A 26,676-nucleotide genomic window follows, 5' to 3' on the forward strand; every position below is an offset into this window, starting at 1 on the left:
TCGGCGTGCCACTGATGTGAACGCTCACATCAACCTGCTCGCCGGTCCACCCGGCGCGCCCCCCGGGGTCTGCCCGGGCGGCACCGGGTACGGCCCACCCCTGCCGGCCAACTCCGTGTCCGCGACGAAGATCCAGAGCGGGTTCTCGTTCCTCGAAGGACCGGTCTGGATCGCCGACCGCGGCTACCTGCTGATGTCCGACATGGCCGCGGGCACCGGGCCGAACAACGTGCAGCCCTCCACGATCCGCCGGTTCACCCCGCCGGCGACCTTCGACACCTTCATCGCCAACGCCGGCAGCAACGGCCTGGCGCTCAGCCCCGACGCCCAGCAGATCATCGCCGCCACCCACGACCAGCGGAACGTCTCCGCATACCGGCTCAGCGACCAGGCCCGCAGCACCGTCGCCGCCGACTACCAGGGCCGGGCGTTCAACTCACCCAACGACGTCGCGGTCCGTTCCGACGGCGTCGTCTACTTCACCGACCCCACTTTCCAGCGCGGCAACCGGCCCGACCAGATGAGCGGACGTACCAGTGTCTTCCGCGTCTCCGGCGGCCAGGTGTCGCTGGTGGACGACCGGCTGCGGCAACCCAACGGCATCGCGCTCTCCCCGGACGGCAGCACGCTCTACGTGGGCGCCTACTCCGAGAACAAGATCTACAAGTACGTCGTCCAGCCCGACGGCAGCACCGGCGCCCGCAGCGTCTTCGTGACCTACCTCGGCGGTCCCGACGGGGTCACCATCGACTGCGCCGGCAACGTCTACTGGGCCTCCGGCTCGGACGGGCTGATCCACGTCTACTCGCCCGCCGGCGCGCAGCTCGGCACGATCCGCTCCGGCGGCGCCGGCACCACCAACGCGGCGTTCGGCGGACCCGACCGGCAGACCCTCTACATCACCTCCGGCCGAACGAACGACTCCGGCCTGTACAGCGTGCGACTCAACGTCCCCGGCTACCCGTACTGACCAAGAACCCCGGGAAGGAAAAGCACCCGTGCGGATTATTCCTCGCCAGCTCCCACACCGCGTCCCGCTCGCCCTGCTGATCTGCGCCGGCACCATCCTGACCGGCGTACCCGCCAACGCCGCGCCGGCCGCGCCGGCGACCGGGAGCCGGCCAGCGGCCCGGCTCGCCGCCGACACCAGCCCGCCCACCCGGCCGACCGGCCTGCGCAGCACCCGGCTGACCTGCCAGTCCGTCACGCTCTCCTGGTACGCCTCCCGGGACAACGTCGGCGTCGCCTTCTACGACATCTACCACGACGGCCAGCTCGTCACCTCGGTCTCGGGACGGACGCTGACCGCCACGCTCAGCGTCGTGCAGGGTGTCACCTGGGGCTGGTACGTCAACGCCCGCGACGCCGCCGGCAACGTCTCGCAGGCCAGCTCCACGCTCTCGGTCACGCCGCCGTTCTGCCAGCAGGACACGTCTCCGCCCAGCACGCCGACCAACCTGGCCGCGACGGTCAACGGCACGGACGTGACCCTCACCTGGTCGGCCTCCACCGACAACGTCGCGGTCACCGGATACACCATCCTGCGCAACGGTACGGCGGTCGGCTCCACCACCGGCACCGCCGGCAACCCGCCGGCGACCACGTTCACCGACACCGGGCTGACGTCCGACACCGACTACCGGTACACCGTGACCGCCCGGGACGCCCAGGGCAATGTCTCGGGGGCGAGCGCCGCGGTCACCGCGCACACCGGCTCGGGATGCACGAGCCCGATCTGCGGCGCCACCGTGATCACCACCGAGAAGGACCTGCCCTGGGGCCTGGTGCAACTGCCCGACGGCACGGTCCTCTACGGCCGGCGCGACCTGTTCGACATCGTCGCCATGAACCCGGACGGCACCGACAAGCACAGCATCGGCACCGTGCCGAACGTGGCCGGCACCAACGGCGAGGGCGGCGTACTCGGGCTGGCCGTCTCGGCCACCTTCACCACCGACCACTGGCTGTACATCTACCACACCACCACGACCGACAACCGGATCGTGCGCATCCGCTACGACGGCACGCTGCAAACCAACACCGAGCAGGTGCTCGTCACGGGAATCCCGCGCAACAAGTACCACAACGGCGGCCGGCTGCGCTTCGGCCCCGACGGCAAGCTCTACGCCGCCGCCGGTGACGGACAGGACCCGGACGTGGCCCAGGACACCAACAACCTGGGCGGCAAGGTGCTGCGGCTCAACCCCGACGGCACCGTGCCGGCGGACAACCCCTTCGGCAACCACGTGTGGAGCTACGGCCACCGCAACCCGCAGGGACTCGCCTTCGACTCCCAGGGCCGGCTCTTCGAGCAGGAGTTCGGCAACAACGTCATGGACGAGACCAACATCATCGTCAAGGGCGGCAACTACGGCTGGCCCGCCTGCGAGGGCACCTCCGGCGACTGCGCCAACCCGAGCTTCAGGGCCCCGGTCCGGACGTACCCGGTGGCCGACGCCTCGTGCAGCGGCATCGCGATCGTCCGGGACGTGCTCTACATCGCCTGCCTGCGTGGCAACCGGATGTACCGCGCGGAGATCAGCGGCAACACGCTCACCAACGTCCAGCAGTACTTCGTCGGGACGTACTTCCGGCTGCGCACCGTCGAACCGACGGTCGACGGCAACCTGTGGCTGACCACGAGCACCGGCGGGGACAAGGACAGCACTCCGAACAACAGCAACGAGAAGATCCTCAAGGTGACTCTCGGTGGGGCGGCGTCCGGCCCCACGAGCTGAGGGCGAGCCGGGAACCCGGCACCGCCAGCCCTCGGAGGGTGTCCGCGTCGCGCGGGCACCCTCCGAACGGTCCCCGCAGCATCCGATCCACCGGCACCACCGGGCCGCCTGCCGGCTTGCCCAACGGGATCTCGCTCTGATGTCGACCCGCCACCGGCCGACTGGCCGAAGACCGTCACCCGGTCGGGTTCGCCGCCGAAGGCCCGGATGTTGTCGCGTACCCATTCGAGAGCGGCGATCTGATCGAGCAACCCGCGATTGGCGGGAGCGCCCTCGATCTGCGCGAAGCCCTCGACACCCACACGGTAGTTGAACGTCACGACGACGACGCCGTCGTCCCGCGCGAGCCGGCAACCGTCGTACTCGGGAAGGCCGGACATGCCGACGCGTGCGTCCAGATCACCGGCTCCGACCGCACACCCGCGGCGGCGAACCGGCAGCCGTACCCGACTCTCACGGTGTGCACGTCGCCGCGCCGGGACCGGGTCGGCCGGTGGAGTCGGTCAAGCTGTACGAGGCCCGCAAGCGGACAGGACCCTTGCATGACCTTGATCTCGGCGTTCGTACCGATCTGGATCCTCACCGCGGTCGGCTACGCGGCTTGTCGCCAGGGCCTGCTGGGTGAGGCGGCGGCGGCGGTGCTCGGCCGGTTCGTGTTCCACCTCGCGATGCCGTCCGCCCTGTTCCTGACGCTGTCCCGAATGCCGCTGTCCGGCTTCGCCGGTCGCTCGATGCTCGCTTTCGGGGTGAGCACGGCCGCGGTCGTCGGGGCCGGGTGGCTCGGCGCGAGCCGGCTGTTCGGTCGCGGGCGCGGCGAGCGGCCGGTCTGGGGCATGGTCGCCGGGTACGTGAACTCGGCGAACCTCGGCATCCCGATCGCCACGCAGGTTCTCGGCGACGTGTCGTTCCTGGCGGAGGTGGTGCTGTGGCAGGTGTTGGTGGTGACGCCGATGGTCCTGGTCGCCCTGGACCGGCACCGCAACCCGGCCGGGCGGGTACGGATCCGCCGGATCGCCTCCCTACCGGCGCGCAACCCGGTGATCCTGGCGTCGCTGCTCGGTGTCGCGTGCTCGGCTGCCGGCCTGCGCCTGCCGTCGGCGGCCGACGCGTCGCTCACCCTGCTGGCGGGCGCCGCGGTTCCGACCGCCCTGGTCGCGCTCGGCGCGTCGCTGCACCACGCATCGCCGTCAGGGGCCGAGCCGGCCGCGCTGGCCGCGATCACCGCGCTGAAGCTCGTCGCACAGCCGGTCATCGCGTACGCGGCCGGGCTGGTCCTGCACCTGTCCGCGCCGCAGTTGCTCGCCGTGGTGGTGTGCGCGGGCCTGCCGACCGCGCAGAACACGTTCATCATTGCCCAGGAGTACGGCGTCGGCGAGGCGGTGGCCAATCGGGCGGTGGTGATGACCACGACGCTGTCCCTGGCCACCCTGGCCGCGGCGGTGGCACTGCTCGGGTAGGCCGTCAGCCGGCGCACCCAGGTTCACGAGCAGGCCCAGCGGACCGGGCGCGGACCGGCACCGCGCGACCCGGGGGCCACCGTGGTCAGAAGACGCGCGTTCGGCGTGGCCCGGACCGAAGGCGCGCGAGCGGGCCGACGGCACCGTCTCGTCCAGGTTGCCGGGGGGCGCCCGACAGGTCGATGTCCATGACGGCGGGGCTGCCGTCGACCTCCTCGAACTCCGCGTCGGCGCACCGGACCCGTTCCAGCTCCCGGCCGGTGACCACACCGACTCGGGCCTCGTCGAACGCCTCGGGGAGATCCGTGACGAGCCAGACCGCGTCGTCCTCGTCGACAACTGTGGCTGTCGCGGCGCCCAGCACCCACGGCTCGCGCTCACCCTCGAACGGCCGGGCGCCCGCGGTGTAGGCGTTCGCGCGGGCGTACACCGGTTGTTTCACGTCGAGGTACTTCTGCTGGTCGCTGGGCGGCTGGTCGGCGAGGCGGGCCAGGTACTCCTCGAACGACGCGGGATGGCCGTCGTATCCGGCGGTGCCGGCCAGCGGTGGCCCGTCGCCCTCCGCGCCCGCCCCGTAGGCCGCGCCCGGGTCGCCGCCCAGGAAGAGGTTCCCGACGTACCTGTCGTCGCCGCCGTAGATCACCGCGTACCCGGCGACCTGGGTGCTGTGCGGCAGGTGATAGGGCGTGGCGCGGTCCAGCACCGGCTCCAGCCGCACGGTGCCACAGATCAGGTTGTGGACGAAGGCGCCTCCCTGACTGAACAGCTCCAGCGAGGCGGGCGAGCCGAAGATGTTGTGCTCGACCAGGTAGGGGCCATGGCTGACCTCGACGAAGAGGTCCCGGCAGTTGTCGTGGTAGACGTTGCGGGACAGCCGGGTGCCCTGCGCCTGCCAGTCCAGCCAGGTGCCCAGCGAGCAGTCGTGGATCCGGTTGTGCCGGATCACCACGTCGATGGCGGCGTGCAGCTTGATGCCGGCGATCTCGTATCCGTAGAACTCGCGCTTCACGCCGATGCGGTAGATGTGGTTGTCCTCGATCGTGGAGAACACGCACCCGAGGTGACCGACTATCGCGTTCTGGCCGCAGTCGTAGATCGTGTTGCGTCGGATCACGTGCGAGCCGATGTGCTCGCGGTCCCACCCGATCCCGCGGGCCGCGAAGACCGACTCCACCTGGTACTGGTAGCCCGGTTTGTCGCCGCGCAGAGCCGAGTGGTTCTGCCCGGTCGACCCCTCCTTCCCGATCGAGATCGCCGCGCACTTGGCGTCATGGATCACGTTGTCCTCGATGACCCATCCCTTCGCCCAGTTGGGTCCGATCAGGCCCGGCTGGTCGGCGGTCGGCGGCGCCCACGGGCTGGCCGCGTGCGCCAGCTCGAAGCCACGGACCGTGAGGTAGTCCAGGTGCGGCTGCTCCGGGTAGAAGACGCTGCGGCGTACGTTGATCTCCACCAGCTCCGTGTTCGGGTCGGCGCCCTGGAAGTTGGCCCAGATCGTCGTCTGCGCGCCGACCTCGGCATACCAGACGAGCCGGGTCTGGTCGGGGTCGCCGACCGGCCGGGTCACCCTGGTCCAGTCGTCGACGACCTCGGTGCGCCGGGGCGGAGCGTCGACCTCCGCCCGGCTGGCCACCTCGAAGAAGCTCACACCGTTCAGATAGACGTCGCCGAGGTGCCGGCGCGGCGCACCCGTGCCGTACACGATCCAGTCGCCGGCCACCTCCTCGGCGAACGGGTTGAACGCGCCGAACAGCGCGTTGTCGACGACCGCCCGCCACACCGTGCCGCCGAGCGGTTCCCAGCCCGTGACCCGCTCCGATCCCTTGATCACCACGTGTTCGCCGGGCGCGGCCTGGTAGGTGATGCGGCGGGAGTCGCTGAGACCGCCGTGGCGTGGCCTCACCCACTCGCGGTACTCCCCCGCGTGCACCACCACGGTGTCACCGGGCTGCGCGACGCCGGCCGCCCGGTTGATCGTCCGGAACGGCCGCGCGGCGCAGCCGTCGGCGCGATCCGAACCGGTGGTCGCCACATGGAATACGGATGTCATCCGGGGAGCCCCTCCTGACGAGTGGTCACGTAGCTGTCGACACGTTCGCGCCCGGTCACGTCCACACCGGCAGGTCGAGCCGGGACGGGTGGGCGCCGTCGTGCGAGATCTCCTGCCGCGCCCGTACCGTCGTGGTCGCGGTGGCGGCCGGTTCGCCGCTGCCGGGATTGCGGGCGTAGCGCGGATGCGCTCCGGAGCTGACCTGCACGGCGACGCGATGGCCGGCGGCGAAGCGGTGGAACGCCGGCCACAACGGCACCGCCAGCTCGACGAAACCGTCCTCGTCGGGCCGCGGGTCGGTGGCCGAGGTGCCGACGCCGCCGAGGCGGCGGATGCCGTCGCACACGCTCATCGAGCGGCCGTCGGGGTGCACGTCGCAGATCCGGACGAACACGTCCGCGCTGGCCGCCGTCGAGCGGAACCGCACGTGGGCGACCGGCTCCCCGGCGAGGACGACAGCGTGCTCCAGCGGCGGACCGCGGAAGACGACCACGTCGGCGCGGCGTTCGTGGGCGCTGTTGTCGACCGGCCCCGGAGCCGGGCCGGGACCACCGAGCGCGGGCGTGGGCCGGTCCGGATCGTAGGTGTAGCGGGTGCTGCCCCCGGCGGGGACCGCCGCGTCGAGCAACCCGTCCGGATGCAGGTACCACCGCTGCGCGACGGTGCCCGGCGGCGGCCACGCGGGCAGCTCGCGCCACTGATCCGCGCCGGTGAGGAAGGCGCGCACGGGCACCGGGCGGGCCGCGGGCACGCCGGCGAAGTGTTCCTTGAGGAACGCGATCGACTCGGCGAGGAACGGACTCCGGTCGCCGCGGTGGCCCCACGGACCGATGGTGAGCCGCGGCGGGCGACCGGCCGCGACGAGTTGGGCGTAGTTGCGCAACTGCCAGGGAAGGAAGATGTCGTACCAGCCGGTGGCCATGTACACGGGCGCGGTGACGTCGGGCACCGACGCGGTGTGCGACTGCCGGGTCCAGTAGTCGTCCGAGAGCTTTTCGTGGGCCAGCCAGTCCTGGTACCAGGCGATCGGGTGGCCGGCCACGACGGTGTCCGCGCGGGACAGGGGCAGGACGTCGAAGGCTTCGGCCAGCTTCCGGTCCGGCCACCGCGCGAGCCGCGCCCGGACCAGGGCGCCACGCACGCCCCTCAGCGCCATCCGGCGCGACCAGCCGAGCGAGCCGCCCAGCGAGAAGGCGCCGTTGTTCCAGGTGACCGCGCCGAAGTCGGCCATCGTGACGTTCAGGCACAGAGCGTCCGGCGCGTGCCCCGGATCGTCCCGGCACATCCGTCCCGCCACGGCCCACTGGACGTAGCCGAGGTAGCTCTCCCCGTACGTCGCGACCGTGCCGCTGAACCAGGGCTGGCGGCGTACCCACCGGTGGGTGGCCATGCCGTCGCGCTGCTCGTCGAGCTGCGGCCGGAAGCTGCCACCGGAGCCGCCCGTACCGCGGCAGCTCTGCACCAGAACCGTGAACCCCTCGCCCGCCAGCGCCGGCGCGTGGGTGAGCGAGCCGTGCCGGCCGTACGGCGAGCGGACGACGACAGTGGGCAACGGCGGTTCGACCGTGCCGAGCGGCAGGTAGAGGTCGGCGCGCAGCTCGACACCGTCGTCCATCGGCACGCGCAGCCCGCGCCGCACCGTGAAGGCGTACGGCGGCGCTGTGGCCGCGCGGCGACGGGCGCGCCGGAGCCGGCCGGACAGTAGGCGGCGGAGGCTCGTCATCACTCAGCCCCGGTGCTGGCGGCGATCGACGATACGACCGGCTTGCCGAGACGGTTCACGATATCGACACTCATGCCATGTCCGCCGACGGTGAGTCCCTCAGCGACCGCAACCCGATCCTCCCGGGTTTCTGGCCCGATCCGAGCATCTGCCGCGCCGGTGACGACTACTACCTGGTGTGTTCGAGCTTCGAGTACTCGCCCGGTGTGCCGATCTTCCACAGTCGGGACCTGTTCGGCTGGCGGCAGATCGGCAACGTGCTCGACCGCCCCGACCAGCTTCGGCTGCCCCCCGACACGCTGGCCTCGCGGGGCATCTACGCGCCGACGATCCGCTACCACGACGACCGGTTCTGGGTCGTCACGACGAACGTCACGCTCGGTCGGCACCTGATCGTCACCGCGACCGATCCCGCCGGCCCGTGGTCGGATCCGGTCTACCTGGACCTGCCGCACGTGGACCCGTCGCTGGCGTGGGACGACGACGGCACCTGCTGGCTGACGGTGTCCGGGGTCGAGTCGTACCGGATCGACCCGGATACCGGAGAGGTCTTCGAGGGGCCGGTGCCGATGTGGTCGGGAACGGGTGGCCAGTACCCGGAGGCGCCGCACCTGTACCGGGTCGGCGACTGGTGGTACCTGCTCGTCTCGGAGGGCGGCACCCACACCGGCCACGCGGTGAGCGTCGCCCGCGCGCGCTCGCCGCGCGGGCCGTTCCAGCCCGGGCCGGCCAATCCGATCCTGACGCATCGCGGTACCGACCGGCCGGTGCAGGCGACCGGGCATGCCGACATGGTCGAGGCCGCTGACGGCAGCTGGTGGATGGTCCTGCTGGGCATCCGGGCCAAGGGGCACTGGCCGCCCTACCACGTGCTCGGGCGGGAGACGTTCCTGGTGCCGGTGCGCTGGGTCGACGGGTGGCCGGTGGTCGATCCCGTCCGGTCCGGGACCGGCGCGGCGGGGACGAGCGGGGCCGACGACCGGGACGACTTCGACGACGAGCGGCTGGGCGCGCAGTGGATCTCGCCCCGTGACCGGCCCGCCTCGGCCTGGTCGTTGACCGACCGGCCCGGCTGGCTGACCCTGCACGCGACCGGCGACAGCCTCGACCGGAGCGGCGCCACCATCGTCGGCCGTCGCCAGCAGCACCATGACTGCCGGGTCAGCGTCCGCGTCGATCCCGGCGCGGGCCGCTGCGGCCTGACGATCAGGATCGACGAGGCCCACCACTACGACCTGGAACTCGCGCGGGGCCAGGCTCGGGTCATCGGCCGGGTCGGGCCGTTCCGCCAGGTGTTCGGGGAGTGTCAGGTGCCGGCGGAGGCGGTGACCGTGGCGCTGAGCATCCGGAGCACCGACGTGCTGCCTCCGACGGTCACCTCGTCCGACGATCTCGCGCGGGCGGGCCACGTGGGCGTCGTGGCCGCCGGCAGTGACACGATCAGGTTCGAGATCGAGACCGGAGACGGCTGGTCGTACCTGGCGGAGCTGGACGGGCGCTACCTGTCCACCGAAGTCGCCTCCGGCTTCACCGGACGGGTCATCGGCATGTACGTCACCGAGGGAACCGCCGGGTTCGACTGGTTCGACTACCGGCCGACCGGATGACGGGACCGGCACGCTCACCCCTTGAACGCGCCTTCCATGATGCCCTGCACCAGACGTCGTCCGACGAAGACGAACAGCACCAGCAGCGGGATGGTGGCCAGGAAGGAGCCGGACATGGCCAGGCCCAGATCGATGTCGCGGTTCTGTTGCAGTGCCTTGATGGCGATCTGGACGGTGTAGTTCTCCGGCGACTTCAGGACGACGAGCGGCCACAGGAAGTCGTTCCACGCGTAGACGAACGTGAACAACCCCAGCACGTACGCCGCCGGGCGGACCAACGGGAAGGCTATCCGCCAGAAGATCTGCCAGGTGGTCGCGCCGTCCACCCGCGCCGCCTGCATCAGCTCGTCGTCGATGGTGCTGCCGATGTGCTGGCGCATCCAGAAGATGCCGAACGCGCTGACCAACCCCGGAACGATCACCGCCTGAAGGCTGTCGACCCAGTTGAGCTGGGAGATGATCAGGTACTGCGGTACCACGGCCAACTGCGCCGGCACCGTCATGGTCAGCACGACGATGAGGAACAGCGTGTTGCGGCCCGGGAAGGACAGCTTGGCGAAGGCGAAGCCGGCCAACGCGCAGAGCAGCGCCTGGCCCACGGCGATCGTGGTGGCGACGACGAGGCTGTTGAGCAGGGACTGCACGAACGGCACGATGGTGAGGACCAGCTCCGCCAGGTGCAGGAAGTTGCCGCCGGGCGTGACCGTCGGGGGCAGAGTCGTCGCGGTGGCGGAGTCCGTGGTCGCCACCACGAACATCCAGTAGAGCGGAAAGACGCTGCCGAGCGCCATGAGGGTGAGCAGCGCGTACACCGGGATCGAGACGCGGTTGGCCGAGCGACGCCTGGCCCGCCCGGGCGCGGCGGTCGAGCGTGTGAGCTTCATCGGCGCTCCGAACGGATGCGGGTGGCCAACAGGTAGTTGAGTCCGGAGAAGGCCACCACGATGACGAAGAGCGCGACGCCGACCGCCGCGCCGTAGCCGAAGTGGAACTGCCCGAAGGACTGCTCGTAGAGGTAGAGGGTGACGGTCTGGCACTGCCGTGCCGCTCCGCACGTGAGTCCGCCCACCGGGTTGGCCAGCAGCGGCTCGGTGAAGACCTGCAACCCGCCGATGGTCGACGTCACGACGGTGAACGCGATGATCGGCCGCAACGAGGGGATGCTGATGTGCAGGAACTGTTTCCACCCGTTCGCACCGTCGGCGGCGGCGGCCTCGTACAGCTCCCGGGGGACCGCCTGGAGCGCGGCGAGGTACAGCAGGGTGTTGTAACCGGTCCAGCGCCAGGCGATCATCGTGGCGATCATGATGTGGCTGCCCCACAGCGACGCCGTGAAGTCGATGTGGTCGAAGCCCAGCAACCCGAGGAACCAGTTGATCATGCCGTAGTCCCGGTCGAACATCTGGGCGAAGACGATGGTCGTGGCCGCCACCGAGGTGACGTAGGGAACGAGCACCGACATCCGGAACAACGCGGCCAGCCGCAGCCGCGCGTGGTTGAGCAGGTGCGCCAGGCCGAGCGCCAGGAGCAACTGCGGCACCGTCGACAGCACCCAGATGCTGAACGTGTTCCGCAGCGCCCCCCAGAAGCGCGGGTCGTGCAGAAGTTCGGAGAAGTTGTCCAACCCGACGAAACGGTGCTCGCCGATGGGGTCCCAGTCGAACAGGGAGATGTAGAAGGTGAACAGCAACGGGAAGAGGCCGAAGATCAGGAAGAGCACGAAGAACGGTGAGATGTACGCGTACGGCGCCAGGGACTCCCGTACGCCCTGCCGGATCCGCCGCTTGCGATCGGGCCGCCGGACGTCCGGTGCGGCGGTGGCCGGGGTGAGCATGGTGGTCAAGGCGTCACCTTCCCGATGGGCGGCAGCCGGGCCGTGCCCGGCCGCCGCGCGTCAGCCCTCCGTCATTCGCGTACGGCGTTCTTGACGTTTGTCAACGCGGTGTTCCAGGCGTTCGCCGGGTTCACCTTGCCCTGCTCGACGCTGGTGAGCGTGTTGAGGAACTCGGTGCCGACGGGGCCGTCCTGCGGACCGAAGTAGAAGGGCTTGATCCCCACCACCGACTGGGTGTAGATCTTGCCGATCGGCGCGTTGCTGAAGAACGGGTCGGTCTTACCGACCAACTGCGGGTCCGTGTAGACCGACGGCGTGGTGGGCAGCGACCCCTGCATCAGGAAGTGGTCCAGTTGCCCCTTCGGCGACTGCATCTCGGAGATGTAGTTCCACGCCGCCTTCGCGTTCTTGGCGCGCTTGGGGATGGCGAGGAAGCTGCCACCCCAGTTCCCCGAGCCACCGGGAATGGTGGCGATGTCCCACTTGCCGTTCGTCTCGGGGGCGTTCGTCTTCATCTGGCTGAGCATCCAGGACGGTGAGCACACCACCGCGTAGTCGCCCTTCTTCATGGCCGCGGTCCAGCCGGACGAGAACGACCCCTGCTTGGCGGAGATGCCCGCGCCGAAGGCCTTCAGCGTCACGTCGAACGCCGCCTTGACCTGCTCGTTGTCGTAGTCCAGCTTGCGGTCGGCGGTGTAGTAGCGCTGGCTGCCCTGGTTGACCGCCTGGAAGAAGACGCTTGTCGGCGTGTTGTCCACGAACGGCTTCCCGGTCTGCTGGACGTATGTCCTGCCGACGTCGATGAACTTGTCCCAGGTCGGCCAGAGCTTGGCGACCTCGTCCCGGTCGGTGGGCAGGCCCGCCGCCTTGAACAGATCGGTACGGTAGGCCACCGCCAAGCCGCCCACGTCGGTCGGCACGCCGACGATCTTGGCGTCCTTGGTCGTCGCCTGCGACATCACCCAGTCGAGGTAGTTGCCCTTGATGTCGCCGGCGCCCAGCGTGGTGAGGTCGACGAAGTTGTCCGGGGACTGCATGAACTTCGGCAGGTCGTCGGCCTGGATCAGCACCAGGTCGGGCACCTTGCCACCGGCCAGCGCGGCGGTCAGCGCCTGCGCGGTCTCGGTCGTGGTGCCCACCTCGGTGACCTTGACGCGCACATCCGGGTGCGCCTTGGTGTAGACGTCGACGTCGGCCTTCTGGTTGATGTTGGCGAACGACCAGAACTCGAAGGTCTTCGAGTCGGACGTGCCGTCTGATCCCCCACAGCCGGCAAGGAGGAGCGCGACGGTGGCGATGACGGCTGCGGTGCTCCGGACGCGTTTCAACGGCCCTCCATCGATGATCGTGAGCGGCGGTGGTCGGGTCACCGCGGCGAGTCAGGGAGACGGGTTCCCACCAGCGGGCACGCGGGCGGAAGCCGACGGACGGGCTCACCGACGGTCAGCCGCGGCCATGTCGTCGCCTCGGAAAATTATCGAGATATTTACATCTGATGATTTGTTTGCTGAGGCTACTCAGTGCCCCGGTCATCCGTCAATGACCTCGCTGCCAGCGGGAGCGCCGGACGGCAGGCCAGCATCCCGACCGGCACAGCGCCGAAAGTTTCGGAGCAGGTAACGCGACTCGCCGCGAAAAAGCCACCACGAGGAGCCGCCGCCCCTCCTGCTCGACCTGGAAGACGCCGCTGCGCCCCGTCAGGGTCCCGGAGCGGATGGGGCGGCTGCGCCAGACGCTGGGCAGGCGCGCAGCCGCTGGTCGCGGGCCCTGGGCCGGTGCCGGGAGCAGCGGTTGGCCGCCGAGGCCGAGCGCATCGCCGTGGCCCTCGGCGGCTGGAACCCCGCGGACGCCGTCGCGCTCCCCGGCGGGGCAAGCGGCGGTGGCCGGCACCCCGGAGGCGGGGGCCGGCCACCGCCGTGCTCACCGGGTCAGCGCGATCCGCACGGCGAGGACGATCAGGATCACTCCGGTCAGCCGCTCGATGACCAGGAGCACCGCCGGGCGGGTCAACCAGGCGTGCAACCGGTCGATGAGCAGGATGTAGCACGCCCACCAGAGCACGGCGAGGCCGATGAACGTCGCGGCGAGCACCGCCGTGCGGGCCGCCGCGCCGTCGCCGGACTTGACGAACTGCGGGACGAACGAGACGTAGAAGATGACCACCTTGACGTTCAGCAGCTGGCTGGTGATGCCCATGACGAACGAGTGGCGGGCCACGTGCGGCTCGTCGGCCGCCGGGGCCGGCTCGGGCGGCGCGCTCGGGGTGTCGCCGCCCCCGCCGGCGCCCACCGGGACCGGCTGCGCGACCGGCGCGGGGCGACGGGGCCGGGTGGCCCAGAGGATGCTGCCCCCCAGGTAGACCAGGTAGAGGGCGCCGGCGATGCGCAGCACGGTGTACAGCCGCGGCGAGGACACCAGCAGGGCCGAGAGCCCGGCCGTGGCGAGCGTGGCGTGCACCAGGGCGGCCACGAAGAGCCCGGCCAGCACCACGAACCCGGCTCGCCGCCCGTACCGCACGGTCTGCCGGGTGACCAGGGCGAAGTCCACCCCGGGCACGACGATGATCAGGATACTCGCGGCGACGAAGCTGACGAGCTGGATGTCAGACATGCTGGTGGATCTCTTCCTGTGCGACGAGGGCCGGGACGGCCTCCTCGATGACCGACACGCCGCTGTCTCGGCGTGGCCCGTGCCGGCGCCACTGCTCGCGCAGGCGGATCCGCCCGTCCGGCAGCCGCTCGGGACGGGAGACGCACTCGCCGACGACGATGGTGCCGTCGGTGAGCACCTCCAGGTAGGCGAAGCGCACCACCCCCTCGGCGTCGCAGGTCCCGGCCAGCGAGCCGTGCCGTACCGCGCCGCCGGTGATCTCGGCCCAGACCAGGTCGCCGCGCTGGTGGTAGTGCCCGGTCAGCGGCCCGGCGTCGCCGGTCGTGCCGTGGTCGGTGCCGGCCTGGTCGGCGGCGACGAAGACCCGGCCGTCGTAGTCGAAGGAGGCCATCGGGGTCACGCCCACCGGGTGCTGAGGAACTCGTCGCGGAACGGGCAGACCACCCGACCGGCGATCGAGTTGAGCACCATGGCGCTGCGCACCGGCAGGATGCTCAGGTTGGAGTCGACCAGCCCCTGCACGTAACGCCCCCGGTTCAGCACGAAGATCTTGTGCTGGTCGGCGTGCTTCCACCGGATCGAGTAGTCCGACTCGATGACGGGCTGACCCCGCTCGTCGACGTCGACCAGCGCGGTCAGCTCCTCGTCGAAGGGCAGCGGGGCCTGCTGCCGCCCCGCCGCGACCACCAGGTGCACCGCCCGGTGCCGTTCCTCGCCGCTGCCGGCGGTGAGGCACTCCAGCTCGATCTCCCCGTCGAGCTGCCGGGCCGCGGTGACGGTGCGGCTCGGCATGATGGTCACCGGGAACCGGCCCGTGCGCAGCCGCTCCTCGTAGTTGTGCTGGTAGATGCCGCGCAACGTGCCGGGGGAGATGCCGTCGCTGGTGAGGATCTGCCCCGAGACCAGGCGTTCCCGCACGTCACGGGAGAGGTTGAGGAACGCCTCCTGGTAGGCCGGCCGGTACAGGTCGTTGGCCGAGGGGGAGTCCTCCAGCGGCGCGAACCACGACCGGCGGCCGATCCAGCGAATGTCCCGGACCCCGCGGGCCAGCAACGCCGCCACGCACTCCGCGCTGGTCTGCCCGCTGCCCATCACGATCCACGGCGCGTCCGGCTCGTCGGCCACGGTCGCCAGGCGGTGGTGCAACTCGTCGGCGACGAAGACGTGCCGGGGATCCAGGGCGGCGAGGAAGTCCGGCAGGAACGGCACGGTGCCGGTGCCGAGCACCAGGTGCCGGGAGCGGGCGACGGCCATGTCACCGCTGCGGCTGACCAGCGCGCCGTCGAAGTCGACCCGGTCGATCCGGGTGCCGTAGACGATGTTCGGCAACTGGCCCGCCGCCCAGCTCAGGTACTGCTGGTACTCGATCCGGGGGATCGTGTCGAAACCGGCGCCCAGCAGGGCGTAGACCCGCCCGGTGGTGACCAGGTAGTTGAGGAACGACAGGGGGTGGGTCGGGTCGTAGAGCGACACCAGGTCCTTGACCCAGCCGGTCTGCATCCGCACGCCGCTGTGCAGCATCCCGTCGTGCCAGCCCGGCTGGTCCCGGGACTCGAACAGCGCGATCTCGTGCGGCGCGAGCACGTCGTACATCGCCGCGAGGCTCAGGTTCGCGGGCCCCGCGCCGATCCCCACGGTGTGGTATGTCTGCGTCATCTCTCTGCCTTCGGCTAACCCGTCGGAACCCCGACGGACGATGGGTGGTCCAGCAGAGCGCTGGCTGCGCGTCGGCTGGCGGCCAGGGCGGTCTTGGCGGCGCCCCCGCTCCCGCCGGTGAAGGTGTGCACGGTCCCGGAGACGGCCCGCAGCGCGAGGCCGGGGGGCTCGCTGTAGCAGTCGGCCGCGCTGACCGGCGGGCCCACCGGTCGCGGGTCCAGGCCGGGCAGCCGCAACGCGGCCACCGCTCGGACCCGCGCCGCGAGTTCGGCGTCGGGCGCGGGGGCGGCCGGGTCGACGTCCCAGCGGGAGCTGGGCAGGCCGAGCAGGAGGCGCCCGGGGCCGGCGGGCCGGCCGTAGAGGCCACTGGTCTCGTCCACGAACGACGGCAGGTCGGCGCGGCGCACGGCGTGGTGGGCGTACTGGATGTGCTTGGTACGCAGGCAGGTGGCCAGCCCGGCGGCGCGCAGCAGTCCCGGGGTCCACGCCCCGGCGGCCACGACCACCAGGTCACCGGCGAGTCGCCGACCGTCGCGCAACTCCACCGTGTCGCCGTCGAGCCGGGCCATCGGCACGGCCTCGGTCCGGGTCAGCCCGGCCAGCACGGCCCGCCGCAGCCGGTCCGGCACCACGTGGCCGGCCCGGCGCTCCCAGACCCCCACGGCGTGCTCGGGCAGCCCGTCGACGCCGAAGCGGCGGGCGACCTCCGCGGCGGTGAGCACCTCGGCGTCGACCGCGGCGGCCCCGGCCCCGACCCCGCCCCCGGCGACGGTGTCCGGATCGAGCAGGTAGAGCGAACCGGTGCGCCGCCAGCCGGCCTCCGCCGCCAGGCCGGGGTCGCCCCGCAGCTCGGCGAGGCTGGCGGCGGCCAGGGCGCGGGCGGCCGGCTCCGGCTCGAAGGCCCGGACCAGGCCGCCCGACGCGGCGGTGGCGTCCCGGTACCCGCCGGTCGGGCTGTCGGGCGCCGTACCGATGAGCACCGCCTCGGCGCCCGCGTCCTGCAATCGCCGGGCCAGCAGGGCCCCGGCCAGTCCGGCGCCGACGACGAGTACCCGCGGCTCAGTCACCCGCGCCCGCCGGGAGGGTGCCGCCGACGAGGCCCAGCAGCCGGGCCGCCCGTTCGGGTCGGCTGCCGGCGGCGGCCAGCGCCGCGCGGACCGCGGCGGCCGGGTCGAAGGCGTCCGGGCGCAACGCCCGCTCGCCCCGGGTCAGCTCGATGTCCGCCAGCGCCGCGTCGAGGTGAGGACCGACGCCGTCGAGCGCCGCGGTGTAACAGGCCTTGAACGCCTCGTACGCCGCCGGCAGGAAGTCGGACTCGTAGCTGTCCGGCCGGTCCCAGCTCACGAACGCCCGGACCACCGCCGGGTCCTCGGTGGCCAGGAACTCGTGCGCCCAGATGGCGTGTCCCCGGCTGGTGGAGAACTTGGCGCCGGTGAGCCGGTAGAACTCGTTGACCACCAGCCCGGTCGGCCGCTCGGGCAGCCCGGCGGCCAGGTGCAGGGCGGGGATGAGCACCGCGTAGTAGAAGGCGTTGTCGATGCCGAGGAACAGCCACTGTTCGTCGACGTCGGCCCAGGCGTCGAGGTAGCCGCTCAGCGTGTCCGCCCCCGGACGCAGGTGGCGGGCCGGCAGCACCAGGTTGGCCAGGGCCATCTCGGCCCAGACGTCCACCCGCAGGCCGTCGCCCCACTCGATGCCCCAGTCGCTCGGGTAGGCCAGCGCGACATCCGGCAGCCCCGTGTCGAGGTACGCCGCGACCAGCCGGCGCAGCCGGGGCGGCAGGACCGCCCGGGACCAGAACTCGCACAGCCGCTCCCGGTGCTCCTCCAGCCGGAGGACAGGCACCGGGTGGGTCACCGGCTCCGGGGCGGCCGAGCAGCAGGTCGAGCGGGCGTCGACCAGGTCCGCCGCGGCGAGGAAGCTGCCGCACCCCTCACAGGTACCGCCGGCCGCCCCGGCCCCGCAGCGCGGGCAGGCCCCGACGACCCGGGCGTGGTGCAGGATCCGGTGACAGCCGGCGCAGGCGCGCAGCGACATCGGGGCCAGCTCGACGACCTTCGCCTCGACCAGCTCGGTGAGCAACCGGGCCACGGCGTCGCGGTAGCCCGCGTCGGCCAGCGGGTCGACCATCACGTCGTACCCGATGCGCGCCGCGCGCAGCGCCTCGCCCACCAGCGCGCCGTAGTGCGCGGCGGTGTCCGCGGGTGCCTCGCCGCGCGCCTCGGCCCGGGTCGGCACGTAGTTCTGGTGGGCGTCCAGGCCGCACTGGGTCAGGACCCGGCGGCCGTCGGCGCGTAGCGCGCGGGCCGCGATGTCCCCGGCGACGTACGGGCCGGAGAGGTGCCCGACGTGCAGCGGCCCGTTCGGCGTCGGCGGCGGCGTCACCACGAGGACCACCCCGGCGGGGGCGGCGCCGTCAGTCACGGCCCGCCCCGGCGTCCCGGCCGCCCTCGGCGTCGGCGTCGGCGGTCCGGGGCATCCAGTAGATGCTCAGGATGGTCAGCGGGACCTCCGGGGAGGGGTTGTGGATCACGTGGGACCGCTCCGGGTCGAGCAGGATCACCCCGCCGGTCGGCACCTCCACCTTCTCCCCGGCCGCCTCGTAGATGGCGGTGCCCCGGGTCACCACCGCGAACTCGACCTCCGGGTGCACGTCCTCGGCGCTGCTGGCACCGGGCGGGATCACGCACCACATCGCGTCGAACGGCAGCGGCCCCAGGTCGCGGTACTGCTTCCAGCGGCCGATCTGGATGCCGTACTCGTCGGTGAGCTGCGCGGTGTCGCTGACGTACTTCCGCATGGTTGTCCTCCTGATCGCGGGTGACCTGAGCGGCAGGGCCGTGGGTCGGCGCCGACGGCCCGCCGGGGGCGGCGGTCGTCGGCGTGACGGCGGGTTCGCGTCCCGCCGGCGTCGTGGCGCGGGCCGGTCGACGGCGTGCCACCGCCCGGGGCGGGGCCCGCGCCGGGCGGCACGGCGGTGAGGGCGGCACGGGCGTCCCCCACCGGGGGCGGGGACCGGCCCCGGGCCCGGCGCGCGCCGGGCGGCGCGGTGCGGTGCGTGACCAAGCCACGATGGGTCACGGCGGACCGCTGCTCGAAACACCGCCTCCCCGGCTCCGATTGATTCGCCGCGGCGAATGGCGGCACTGCCACTGTCGGCGTAGGGTCGTCCTGCGAACAGGCAGACCACCGGCAGTTCAACGGCAACATCGCTGCCGACTCCCGGATCAGTGGCCTCGGCTACGGCGTACCGTCGGCACGAATCGGCCAGACCCGCACGGAGCAGGCGAGTGGGGATGGCATGGTGATCGACTACCAGGTTACCCTGAGTGATGAGATCGTCGCGGCCCGGCAGCGGGCCCACCTCACCCAGGAGGAGTTGGCGGCCCGGACGGGGCTGAGCGTGCGCAGCATCCGCAACCTGGAGTCGGCGCGGGTGCTGCGGCCCCGGCCCGCCACCGTCCGGCTGATCCGCGACGCGCTCGGCCTGCCCGGCCCGTCATCGCCACCGCCCCGGCCGCGGCCGATGCAACTGCCGCTGGACGTGCCCGGCTTCACCGGCCGCGTCGCCCAGCTCGCCCAGCTCGACCGAATCTTCGATGGCGACCCCTGGCAAATGTCCACAGTGGTCGTCTGCGCCCTCGTCGGTCGCCCCGGGATCGGCAAGACCGCGCTGGCGCTGCACTGGGCGCACCGGTTCGCGACCCGCTTCGCCGACGGGGTGCTCCACATCGACCTGAGCGGCAACCGGACACAGAGGTCACCGGCGTCGCCCTCCGACGCGCTGGGCTGCCTCATCGAGGCGCTCGCCGTGCCGGCCGGCGGCATCCCGGGTGGCCTCGACGCCCGGGTCGGGCTCTACCGCAGCCTGCTCGCCGGGCGGCGGATGCTCATCGTGCTCGACGACGCGCGGGACGCCGACCAGGTCCGGCCACTCCTGCCCGGCGCGGCGGGGTGCATGGTGCTGGTGACCAGCCGGGACCGGCTCACCGGGCTGGTCGCCGGGGAGGTCGCGCACCCCGTCGTGCTCGACCGCCTCGCCCCGGAGGAGGCGTACGAGCTGCTGCGGGCCCGCCTCGGCGCGCACCGCCTCGCGGCGGAACCCGAGGCGGTGCGCGGGATAGTGGCCCACTGCCAGGGCGTGCCCCGGGCGCTGGCGGTGGTGGCGGCCTGCGCGGCCGTCCAGCCCGGGGTGTCGCTCACCGAGCTGGCGCGGCAACTGCGCTAGCGGCGCCGGTCGGCCGCCCGGCCCACGCCGGTGCGTTCAGGACCGGTCGGCGCGGGTCCCGGCGCGGGCGGCCACGTGCGCCGGCACCGCCACGGTCGCGGGCAGCGCGGGATCGGTCAGCGGCTGCTGCCACGTCGCGACCAGGGGAAGCTCGCCGGCCCAGAGGCCGAGCGCGGCGTCCGGGCCGGCGCCGTCGTCGGGCGGGCCGCTGCGGGTCTTGACCGACGCCTCGGCCAGTGGCAGCGCCAGCAGGACCGTGGCCGCGAGTTCCTTGCCGTTCGGCCCGCGGGTGTAGTCCCACTGGCCCGGCGCGACGTGCTCGGTCAGCAACCGTAGGCCGTACCGCTTCTCCTCGGCGTCGACGACCCTGCGCGGGGTCCCGTAGACCATCGCGCTGCGGTAGTTGACCCCGTGCTCGAAGACCGAACGTGCCAGGACCAGCCCGTCGACGACCGTGACCGTGGCGCAGACCTCGGCGTCGGTGGTGAGGCTCCGGCTGGCCACCGAGCCGTGCAGGAAGAGGTGCGTGGTGTCGAAGCCGTAGACGGTCGGCACCACCATCGGACAGCCGTCCACCAGCGCGCCGAGGTGGCAGACGAGACCGGCCCGCAGCACCTCGAACAGGGCGGCGCGGTCGCCGCGTCCCTTCTGGCTCATGCGGCGCAGCCGGGTGCGGGGGGTTGCGGACAACGGCGCGTCGGCGTCGCTCATGACTCGTCTCCCGTCGGTCGGAACGGACCAGGGCGCGAGCGTACTCACCGGCCGGTGCCCTCCGCCTCCTCGACCGGCGCCTGGCGGCTCAGCGGTGGTCCTCGGTGGGGTCCGGTCCGGCCAGCTGCGTGGCGGCGGGGTTGGCTGAGGTTCTGGTTGCGGTCAGAAGCCGAGCAGAAACAGCACCCCGGCGGCGATCAGACCGACCTCCACGAGGGCGACGAACAACCGGTCACTGATCCGCCCCACGGTCCTCCTGCCCGCCCAGGCGCCCAGCAGGGTCGCGGGTGCCAGCGCCACCCCGAACAGCAGCACGGTGCGGTCGAGCAGCGCACCGGCGCCGTACGCGGCGATCTTCGAGACGTGCATGACCAGCGCGCCGGCGGCTTCGGTGCCGATGTACGCGGCGCGGGTCAACCCGTACGCGAGGAAGAACGGCGCGGTCAGCGGCCCCACCGACCCGAGCAGCGCCGAACCGAGTCCCGAGCCCGCGCCCACGCCGGCGAACGCCGGGGCGGACGGCCGACGCGGATGCGGATTGCGTCGCCGCCAGACGACCACCGCGATGAGGAACACCCCGAGCAGCCGCTTCAGTGGCCCCGGCGGGGCGTGGGCCAGCAGCAGTCCGCCCAGGACAGCGGTGGGTACCACGCCCAGGGCGAACCAGCGCACCAGTCGCCAGTTCACGTCCCGCCGGTTGAACCACACCCGCGCGCCGTTGCCCCACACCTGGGTCAAGGTCAGCATCGGCACCGCCATCCGCAGCCCGAACAGCGCGGTGAACACGGGCAGCAGCAGCACGCCGCCGCCGAAACCGGCCACCGCCGACAGCCAGGCCAACGCGAACGCGGCCGACGACGCCACCGCGAGGACGCCGACCAGATCCGTCGCCATGCCCGGCCTCCACCTGTCGACACGAGCACGAAACGCTGCCAGACAAGCACTCTCTGTGTATCCGTCGGTCACATTCGTGGCCGCCCGCAGCACAGCATGCTTCTGCTTTGGAGGCCACCCTGCCAACGACACCCCCGCCGCATCGTGTCACGAGGCGGCACGCTGGGCGACTGCTAGGCCGTCCGTGACCGACATCGTCAGCGTGGGGCGGGACGACGCCCGGATCTGGCCGGTCACGGGCCACCAGGTGACCACGTCGAGCAACGCCCCGACCAGTTCGTCGATGGCATCGTTCCCGCCCTGACGCCGTATCCACCAGGCGGACGCGGCGAGCAACCCGCACAGGGTCCTCCGGTCCACCCCGGGCGGCCAGGTGCGGGGCAGGTCGCCGCCGCCCGGGGCGGTCGTCCCCGGCCATTCGTCACCGAGTCGCCGCAGGATCGTGGCCTGGGCGACGGCACGCGAGGCAGGGCCACGGGCCCGGGTGACCCGCGCGTACAACTCGACGAGTTCGTCACGCTCCAGCACGCCGACGGCGGAGGCGAAGCCGGCATCCGGCGCCCAGGAGGTCGAGGCGTCCGGCGTATGACAGTTGATCAGCCGCTCCGTCAGAGTCCGGAACCGAACGGGGTCGTCCCGACGCATCCGGGCCAGGAACGGGATGATGCCCCGCTCACTCGCCAGCTCCACCTCCGTCATCCGGAGGGCGTGCGCGAACATCTCGGGTGACAGGACGCCTGCGGCGTCCGGCGCCAGCCGCCTGGCGAATGCGGTGAACACCCCGAGGCGGAACGCATCATCTGGCTCGTCCTCCGTCATCGCCCGGAGCGCTCTCTGGAGCTGATTCCCGTCGAGGCTGGGAGCCAGGACGACGAGCACCTGATAGTTGCGCCGCCCGGGCGCGTCCGCGAGCGTCATCGCCAGGGCCTCCTCGACGACGGACGCCGGCAGCGGAGCACCGAACGCCTCAAGGACGACCGCGTCCCACTCACCGCTGGCAGCCAGTAACGCACGCAGCGCCGTGGTTGCCGCTTCGGTGGCTCCCGCCTGGTACAGGTACCCGAGTGTGCGAGCGTCCGCCGAATGGGACCGGTCGGTGGTCCGAGCCTTCCACCGGGCGCCCGCCAGCAGCGTCAGTACCGTTCCGGTCAGGGAACTCCGCTCGGCATCGGGGAGATGACGGCTCAGGCCCGCGAGGGCCTGCGCGCGCAGCGGACCGTCGCGGCGGGCAAGCAGGAGGTCACACGCGCGTCGTACCTGTTCGACCGGCACCAGTTCCGCGAAACGGAGCAGCGGCGGCACCTCGTCCTCGTCGATCAGTGGCAGGTGCTCGGCGGCGTACGTGAGGACACCGTCGAGGAGCTCGTCCTGGCCGGTGGAGCGGAGTCGCGACACCAGACCGGGCGCCCAGAGCGCCACCTGCGCGGCGCTCTCCTGGTCATCGCCCACCGCGGCGGCCCAGGCCCGTGGCAGAGCCTGATCCGGCAGCGTCCCGCTGAGCGCCTCCACGGCCCGCGCGACGCCCCCGAGACCGTACACCCGCTCTGCGCTGATCATCGCCGTGCTCATGCCAGGGTCCGCCGAGGCCATGGTCAACGGCCGCCACAACGACCGTTTCCGCGCCCAGAGAGGCACGGAGCGTGCCCCGGACTCCAGCAGCGCCAGCGCGTCCACGGCGACCTCCGAGGACAGCACGGGGGCGAGCCTCGCCACCGCGTCGGCCAGTGTCCGCGACTCCGGGATCCCGCGGACGAAGGTCAGGACGCGCCTGCCGGTCCGGCCACGTGCCTCGGGGGGAAGACCCCGTCCGATCTCGGCTAGGGCGGACAGGTCGTCCAGCCGTACCGGGCTCGACGTGCTGTCGACGACGACTTGTCGCAGCACGTCCTCGGGAAGGTAGGGAGCGAGCACGTTGAGTGCCGTCACCCGGGCGCCTGACGCGACGGCGTCCTCCGTGTTCACCGCGCGCAGCGCCGCCCCGAGCTCCTCCTCGCCCAGCTGCGGCGCGATGATCGCGAGCGTCTGCCCGTACCTGGGGTCGTCTTCCCATGCCTCAACGGCTTCCGCGACGTACCGGCGACGCGTCTCCGGAGAGAGATACCTGACCAGGTGTGGCCGGGCGTCCAAGACGAGTGGGTGGTCAATCCGGACCGGTAGCCGTTCGACTTTCGGTGTCGCTGACATCTCCCGCTCGGCGTAGCCGCGCGCCTCCTCCGGCGGCAGCCGGTCGAGCATCGCGCCGAGCAGAATGTGTCGGACCGCGACATGCAGCAGGCGACCCGGCTCTCCGTCGGACGGGAACAACTCGCCCAGCCAGCCTCGCACCTCGGTGGTGGACAGTTGTCCGCAGAGCGCGTACAGCAGACCCGGCGAGCGGTAGTCCAACCTGAACCGCAGCGCCAACTCCAGCAGGGTGGGCACTTCCGCCCTGCCCCAGTCGAGGTGTGCGGCCACCTGGAGCATGCGGGCGGCCACGACCATGTCCACGCCCTGCTCCAGCACCCACCGCAGTCGCTCGATGCCGCCCGTGGGCCGGGGACCATGCGCGGAAGGCCTGTCGCCCCGTACGTCAGGCCGGTTCCCGATCAGGGTCAGCACGTCGTCGAAGACCGCCTCGGTGACGGGCAGGTGCGGGAGCAGGGCGAACAGCTGATCCCGGCCCGGCTCGTACTTTCCCGAGCCGAGGATCCGTAACGCCTTGCGCGCCCCGGCCCTCCGGTCCGGGTTCAGAAACAGGGCGACGACAGCCCGGACGAACTTCCTGTTGCCGTACCGGTCCTGCAACAGATGATGGTGAAGCAGGTCCTTCAGCGCGTCGTGCGGCAGCCGGGCGGCCGCGGTGGTCAGTGGCCCGGGCAGCAGTTGACCGTTGTCGGTGTCGAGGGCCAGTTCGACCACGACCGGAACCAGTTCGTCGGCCAGGAGCGGCAGGATCGCCTCCAGCACGGCGGAGCGTTCCTGGCTGCCGTACGAGGCGGCGAGGCTGAGCACGTCCGGATGCGTCCGCTCCGGCAGGTCCGGTACGAGAAGTCGGACCCCCACCGCCTGATGATCCGGATTGCTCATGATCGCGACACGCTGGAAGCCCTGCTCGACGGTCCAGTGCCCCCGAGTGACCATCTCCCGCACCAGCCCGGGCGGGATGGCCGTCACCGCCGAGGTCACGCTCGCCTGGATGAGGCGGTAACGCAATTGGAGCGTGAGCCGCCCGGTCGCCGCCTCCGCCAACTCGACGTCACGCAGATAGCTGCCGACATCCCCGGCCTGCGCGTGCACCGCGTACCACAGATTCTCCCGACCCCGGCTCAGCGCGAGCAGGCGGTGCAAGTCCGCTTCCCGGCCCGTCGCCAGCAGGTGCGACGCCAGATGCCGGACGGGATACCCACCGTCCACGCCGGCCAGCTCCGGCTGGGCCGCCAGGGTCCCGAGCCCGGACTCCAGGCCACCCCACGCCGCCAGGTAGCGGTCGCAGACACGGGCATGAGCGGCCCGGGCCGCCTGCCGGAGAGTCCCGTCGGACGCGCCCGACAGGTACTCCCGGAGACTCGGGTGGTGGGGCGTGAAGCGGACCGGCTCGTCCACCTCCGCACCGGGGCCGACGACCGTGCAGAAGGGCCGCAGCCCGTCGCGCATGAGAGCGTCCACGAGGGACGGCTCGTCCAGCCCGGCGAGCGAGCAGAGCGTGTGGGCGTCCACCGGCTCGCCGGCCACGCCGAGCGCCGCGAGCAGTCGGACGCGTCGCTCGTCGTACTGCCTGTCCCCGCCGAGGCAGAGCGACAGGACGCGGTGCTGGTAGTAGGCCTCCAAGCCTTCCGGCAAACCGGGAAGATCCCGAATCCTCCGCGGATCCTGACCGATGGACTCGATCACGTAGTGGGCGTAGACCCACGACCCCCGACTGCGTTCCAGGATCCTCTGGGCGAAGGCCTCGTCGGTGACGCCGTGTCCGTCGAGCGCCCGGGCGATTCGGGGGTCGTGCCGCGCACGGTCACGGAGGAAACCCTCCAGAGCCGCACCATTCCCCGGCGATTCCGGCAACAACGCCACACGACGTGTCTGGTCCCACGGAAGGTTCCTCAATCGCCCGGTCCGCGCGGTCACGACGACGTACACGCGCTCCGGAAGCCACTGCGGCAGCCCGAACGGCAACTCGGTGGCGGGATACTCGTGGGCGGCGTCGAGCGCGTCGACGACCACGACGATGGGCCGTGTCGACCCCTGCTCGTTCCGCCGTCGCGCCGCCTGCTCGATGACGTCGGCCAGCCATCCGGCCTCTCCGCTGGAGTCGGAGAGCCAACCACCGGGGGCGAGATCGTCCAACTTCCACGCGGTGATGAGTTGAGCGCTCAGGCTGCGCACGACAGTCGCCGTCAGTCCCGCCCCGGCACCGTTCTGCACGAAGTGCGCGGCGTCCGTCTCCGGTCGCGCCTCGACCCAGGCCGCGAAGGCCGACTTCCCCATGCCGGGCTCGGCCTCCACCGCGAAGTATCCACGATCCTGTTCTTCCATGAACCGACGGAAGTCCGCGACCAAGGGATTGTCCGGGTAGTAGGCCCGGGTCAGCGAATCGACGTATGCCCCGTACGCCTGGGGAGCACCCCGGAGCGGATGGGCCCCGGCGGAGGCGGCCATGACCGTGATGTTGATGGTGCCGCTGTTGTGGTCCGCGTTGATGACGGGGCTGTCGTTCCCGTACGTTTTCGACGTACGGCGCTGGGGGAACGGCCGCCATCTCCTCATCAGGTCGGATCGCCGTTGTCGCCGGACGACCTGTCGGATCTCGGCGGCGCGTGAAAGGTGATGTGTCCGCTGTTGTAGTCCGCGTTGATGATGGGGCTGTTGTCCCCGTGCGTCTCGGATGTCGGGGCCGCGGGCGGCGGTGATCCGGGGCGCTGAAGCGCGGTCAGCCCGGCCCAGAGCAAGGCGACCACGATGAGCGCCACGACGAGCGGCGGCGTGAAACCTGCGGTGACCAGATTGGTCAGGACACCGGCGACGATTGCCAGCACCACCGAAAGAGCGGCAATGAGTCTTTGGTTCATCTGTCCCCACCCGTGCGACGGCGACCCAGATTCGCTGACTGCCGCTCCCATCCTGCCATCGGTCGCGACAGTCACACCAGCTTGTCCACTCGCTCGCCGGCCGGAATCGGTGAAGGTAGCTGCCCG

General features: G+C 71.7%; 19 protein-coding genes and 1 pseudogene. 5 read left to right on the forward strand and 15 right to left on the reverse strand.

What is annotated here, in order from left to right:
- Nucleotides 1-16 precede the first annotated feature (16 nt).
- Nucleotides 17-970, forward strand: coding sequence for an SMP-30/gluconolactonase/LRE family protein (locus tag ACLQ2W_RS17430; protein WP_425787334.1), 954 nt, complete (start codon nt 17-19; stop codon nt 968-970).
- A gap of 28 nt (nt 971-998) precedes the next feature.
- Nucleotides 999-2,738 carry a PQQ-dependent sugar dehydrogenase gene (locus ACLQ2W_RS17435; protein ID WP_425787335.1) on the forward strand — a complete coding sequence of 580 codons (1,740 nt, stop codon included), beginning with the start codon at nt 999-1,001 and terminating at the stop codon, nt 2,736-2,738.
- 197 nt (nt 2,739-2,935) lie between these two features.
- Here the strand turns inward: ACLQ2W_RS17435 and ACLQ2W_RS17440 are convergent.
- Nucleotides 2,936-3,118 (reverse strand): annotated as a pseudogene (locus ACLQ2W_RS17440) (carboxylesterase family protein); the annotation flags it as partial.
- A gap of 162 nt (nt 3,119-3,280) precedes the next feature.
- Here ACLQ2W_RS17440 and ACLQ2W_RS17445 point away from each other — a divergent pair.
- The gene (locus tag ACLQ2W_RS17445) at nt 3,281-4,195 is read left to right on the forward strand and encodes an AEC family transporter (protein ID WP_425787336.1); all 915 of its coding nucleotides are present in this window, start codon (nt 3,281-3,283) and stop codon (nt 4,193-4,195) included.
- Between the two features lie 85 nt (nt 4,196-4,280).
- Here ACLQ2W_RS17445 and ACLQ2W_RS17450 read toward each other — a convergent pair whose 3' ends face one another.
- Both ACLQ2W_RS17450 and ACLQ2W_RS17455 read right to left on the reverse strand, forming a co-directional pair.
- On the reverse strand, nt 4,281-6,245 hold the full coding sequence (locus tag ACLQ2W_RS17450; RefSeq protein WP_425787337.1) for a right-handed parallel beta-helix repeat-containing protein: 1,965 nt from the start codon (nt 6,243-6,245) through the stop codon (nt 4,281-4,283).
- A 55-nt stretch (nt 6,246-6,300) separates the two neighbouring features.
- Entirely contained in the window at nt 6,301-7,968 is a 1,668-nt protein-coding gene (locus tag ACLQ2W_RS17455) for a CocE/NonD family hydrolase (RefSeq protein ID WP_425787338.1), read from the reverse strand.
- A 77-nt stretch (nt 7,969-8,045) separates the two neighbouring features.
- Here ACLQ2W_RS17455 and ACLQ2W_RS17460 point away from each other — a divergent pair, with 77 nt between their 5' ends.
- On the forward strand, nt 8,046-9,575 hold the full coding sequence (locus ACLQ2W_RS17460; RefSeq protein ID WP_425787339.1) for a glycoside hydrolase family 43 protein: 1,530 nt from the start codon (nt 8,046-8,048) through the stop codon (nt 9,573-9,575).
- A gap of 14 nt (nt 9,576-9,589) precedes the next feature.
- Here the strand turns inward: ACLQ2W_RS17460 and ACLQ2W_RS17465 are convergent, their stop codons facing one another.
- The 9 genes from ACLQ2W_RS17465 to ACLQ2W_RS17505 form a co-directional block, all read right to left on the reverse strand.
- On the reverse strand, nt 9,590-10,459 hold the full coding sequence (locus tag ACLQ2W_RS17465) for a carbohydrate ABC transporter permease (RefSeq protein ID WP_425787340.1): 870 nt from the start codon (nt 10,457-10,459) through the stop codon (nt 9,590-9,592).
- Nucleotides 10,456-11,409, reverse strand: a complete 954-nt coding sequence (locus ACLQ2W_RS17470) for a carbohydrate ABC transporter permease (protein WP_425787438.1) — start codon at nt 11,407-11,409, stop codon at nt 10,456-10,458. Before ACLQ2W_RS17470 ends, ACLQ2W_RS17465 begins: the two co-directional genes overlap by 4 nt.
- A gap of 71 nt (nt 11,410-11,480) precedes the next feature.
- Nucleotides 11,481-12,737 (reverse strand): ABC transporter substrate-binding protein, encoded by a 1,257-nt coding sequence (locus ACLQ2W_RS17475; protein WP_425787341.1) that lies wholly within the window; start codon nt 12,735-12,737, stop codon nt 11,481-11,483.
- 592 nt (nt 12,738-13,329) lie between these two features.
- Nucleotides 13,330-14,019: a LysE family translocator gene (locus tag ACLQ2W_RS17480; RefSeq protein ID WP_425787342.1), complete on the reverse strand. Its 690-nt coding sequence runs from the start codon at nt 14,017-14,019 to the stop codon at nt 13,330-13,332.
- The gene (locus ACLQ2W_RS17485) at nt 14,012-14,410 is read right to left on the reverse strand and encodes a hypothetical protein (protein WP_281935036.1); all 399 of its coding nucleotides are present in this window, start codon (nt 14,408-14,410) and stop codon (nt 14,012-14,014) included. Before ACLQ2W_RS17485 ends, ACLQ2W_RS17480 begins: the two co-directional genes overlap by 8 nt.
- Before the next feature lie 5 nt (nt 14,411-14,415).
- Nucleotides 14,416-15,675 carry a lysine N(6)-hydroxylase/L-ornithine N(5)-oxygenase family protein gene (locus ACLQ2W_RS17490; RefSeq protein ID WP_425787343.1) on the reverse strand — a complete coding sequence of 420 codons (1,260 nt, stop codon included), beginning with the start codon at nt 15,673-15,675 and terminating at the stop codon, nt 14,416-14,418.
- A 14-nt stretch (nt 15,676-15,689) separates the two neighbouring features.
- Nucleotides 15,690-16,742, reverse strand: a complete 1,053-nt coding sequence (locus tag ACLQ2W_RS17495; protein ID WP_425787344.1) for an FAD-dependent oxidoreductase — start codon at nt 16,740-16,742, stop codon at nt 15,690-15,692.
- Nucleotides 16,735-18,099, reverse strand: a complete 1,365-nt coding sequence (locus ACLQ2W_RS17500; RefSeq protein ID WP_425787345.1) for a class I tRNA ligase family protein — start codon at nt 18,097-18,099, stop codon at nt 16,735-16,737. Before ACLQ2W_RS17500 ends, ACLQ2W_RS17495 begins: the two co-directional genes overlap by 8 nt.
- On the reverse strand, nt 18,092-18,475 hold the full coding sequence (locus ACLQ2W_RS17505) for a cupin domain-containing protein (protein ID WP_405093234.1): 384 nt from the start codon (nt 18,473-18,475) through the stop codon (nt 18,092-18,094). Before ACLQ2W_RS17505 ends, ACLQ2W_RS17500 begins: the two co-directional genes overlap by 8 nt.
- A gap of 501 nt (nt 18,476-18,976) precedes the next feature.
- Between ACLQ2W_RS17505 and ACLQ2W_RS17510 the strand changes: the two genes are divergently transcribed.
- A complete protein-coding gene (locus ACLQ2W_RS17510; RefSeq protein ID WP_425787346.1) occupies nt 18,977-19,903 on the forward strand; it encodes an NB-ARC domain-containing protein in 927 nt (308 codons plus the stop codon).
- A gap of 36 nt (nt 19,904-19,939) precedes the next feature.
- Here the strand turns inward: ACLQ2W_RS17510 and ACLQ2W_RS17515 are convergent, their stop codons facing one another.
- The 3 genes from ACLQ2W_RS17515 to ACLQ2W_RS17525 form a co-directional block, all read right to left on the reverse strand.
- Nucleotides 19,940-20,614 (reverse strand): pyridoxamine 5'-phosphate oxidase family protein, encoded by a 675-nt coding sequence (locus tag ACLQ2W_RS17515; RefSeq protein ID WP_281935047.1) that lies wholly within the window; start codon nt 20,612-20,614, stop codon nt 19,940-19,942.
- A gap of 162 nt (nt 20,615-20,776) precedes the next feature.
- A complete protein-coding gene (locus tag ACLQ2W_RS17520; RefSeq protein WP_425787347.1) occupies nt 20,777-21,508 on the reverse strand; it encodes a sulfite exporter TauE/SafE family protein in 732 nt (243 codons plus the stop codon).
- 147 nt (nt 21,509-21,655) lie between these two features.
- Nucleotides 21,656-26,560: a hypothetical protein gene (locus ACLQ2W_RS17525; protein WP_425787348.1), complete on the reverse strand. Its 4,905-nt coding sequence runs from the start codon at nt 26,558-26,560 to the stop codon at nt 21,656-21,658.
- Nucleotides 26,561-26,676: the final 116 nt, after the last annotated feature.

It is taken from the genome of Micromonospora sp. DT227, from assembly GCF_049841835.1.
Classification (GTDB): Bacteria; Actinomycetota; Actinomycetes; order Mycobacteriales; family Micromonosporaceae; genus Micromonospora.

Bases quoted from the DNA above. Each gene is read 5' to 3' on its own strand.
- ACLQ2W_RS17445 (WP_425787336.1), top strand. From the start codon at position 3,281: ATGACCTTGATCTCGGCGTTCGTACCGATCTGGATCCTCACCGCGGTC.
- ACLQ2W_RS17450 (WP_425787337.1), bottom strand. From the start codon at position 6,245: ATGACATCCGTATTCCATGTGGCGACCACCGGTTCGGATCGCGCCGAC.
- ACLQ2W_RS17455 (WP_425787338.1), bottom strand. From the start codon at position 7,968: ATGACGAGCCTCCGCCGCCTACTGTCCGGCCGGCTCCGGCGCGCCCGT.
- ACLQ2W_RS17460 (WP_425787339.1), top strand. From the start codon at position 8,046: ATGTCCGCCGACGGTGAGTCCCTCAGCGACCGCAACCCGATCCTCCCG.
- ACLQ2W_RS17465 (WP_425787340.1), bottom strand. From the start codon at position 10,459: ATGAAGCTCACACGCTCGACCGCCGCGCCCGGGCGGGCCAGGCGTCGC.
- ACLQ2W_RS17470 (WP_425787438.1), bottom strand. From the start codon at position 11,409: ATGCTCACCCCGGCCACCGCCGCACCGGACGTCCGGCGGCCCGATCGC.
- ACLQ2W_RS17480 (WP_425787342.1), bottom strand. From the start codon at position 14,019: ATGTCTGACATCCAGCTCGTCAGCTTCGTCGCCGCGAGTATCCTGATC.
- ACLQ2W_RS17485 (WP_281935036.1), bottom strand. From the start codon at position 14,410: ATGGCCTCCTTCGACTACGACGGCCGGGTCTTCGTCGCCGCCGACCAG.
- ACLQ2W_RS17490 (WP_425787343.1), bottom strand. From the start codon at position 15,675: ATGACGCAGACATACCACACCGTGGGGATCGGCGCGGGGCCCGCGAAC.
- ACLQ2W_RS17505 (WP_405093234.1), bottom strand. From the start codon at position 18,475: ATGCGGAAGTACGTCAGCGACACCGCGCAGCTCACCGACGAGTACGGC.
- ACLQ2W_RS17510 (WP_425787346.1), top strand. From the start codon at position 18,977: ATGGTGATCGACTACCAGGTTACCCTGAGTGATGAGATCGTCGCGGCC.
- ACLQ2W_RS17515 (WP_281935047.1), bottom strand. From the start codon at position 20,614: ATGAGCGACGCCGACGCGCCGTTGTCCGCAACCCCCCGCACCCGGCTG.
- ACLQ2W_RS17520 (WP_425787347.1), bottom strand. From the start codon at position 21,508: ATGGCGACGGATCTGGTCGGCGTCCTCGCGGTGGCGTCGTCGGCCGCG.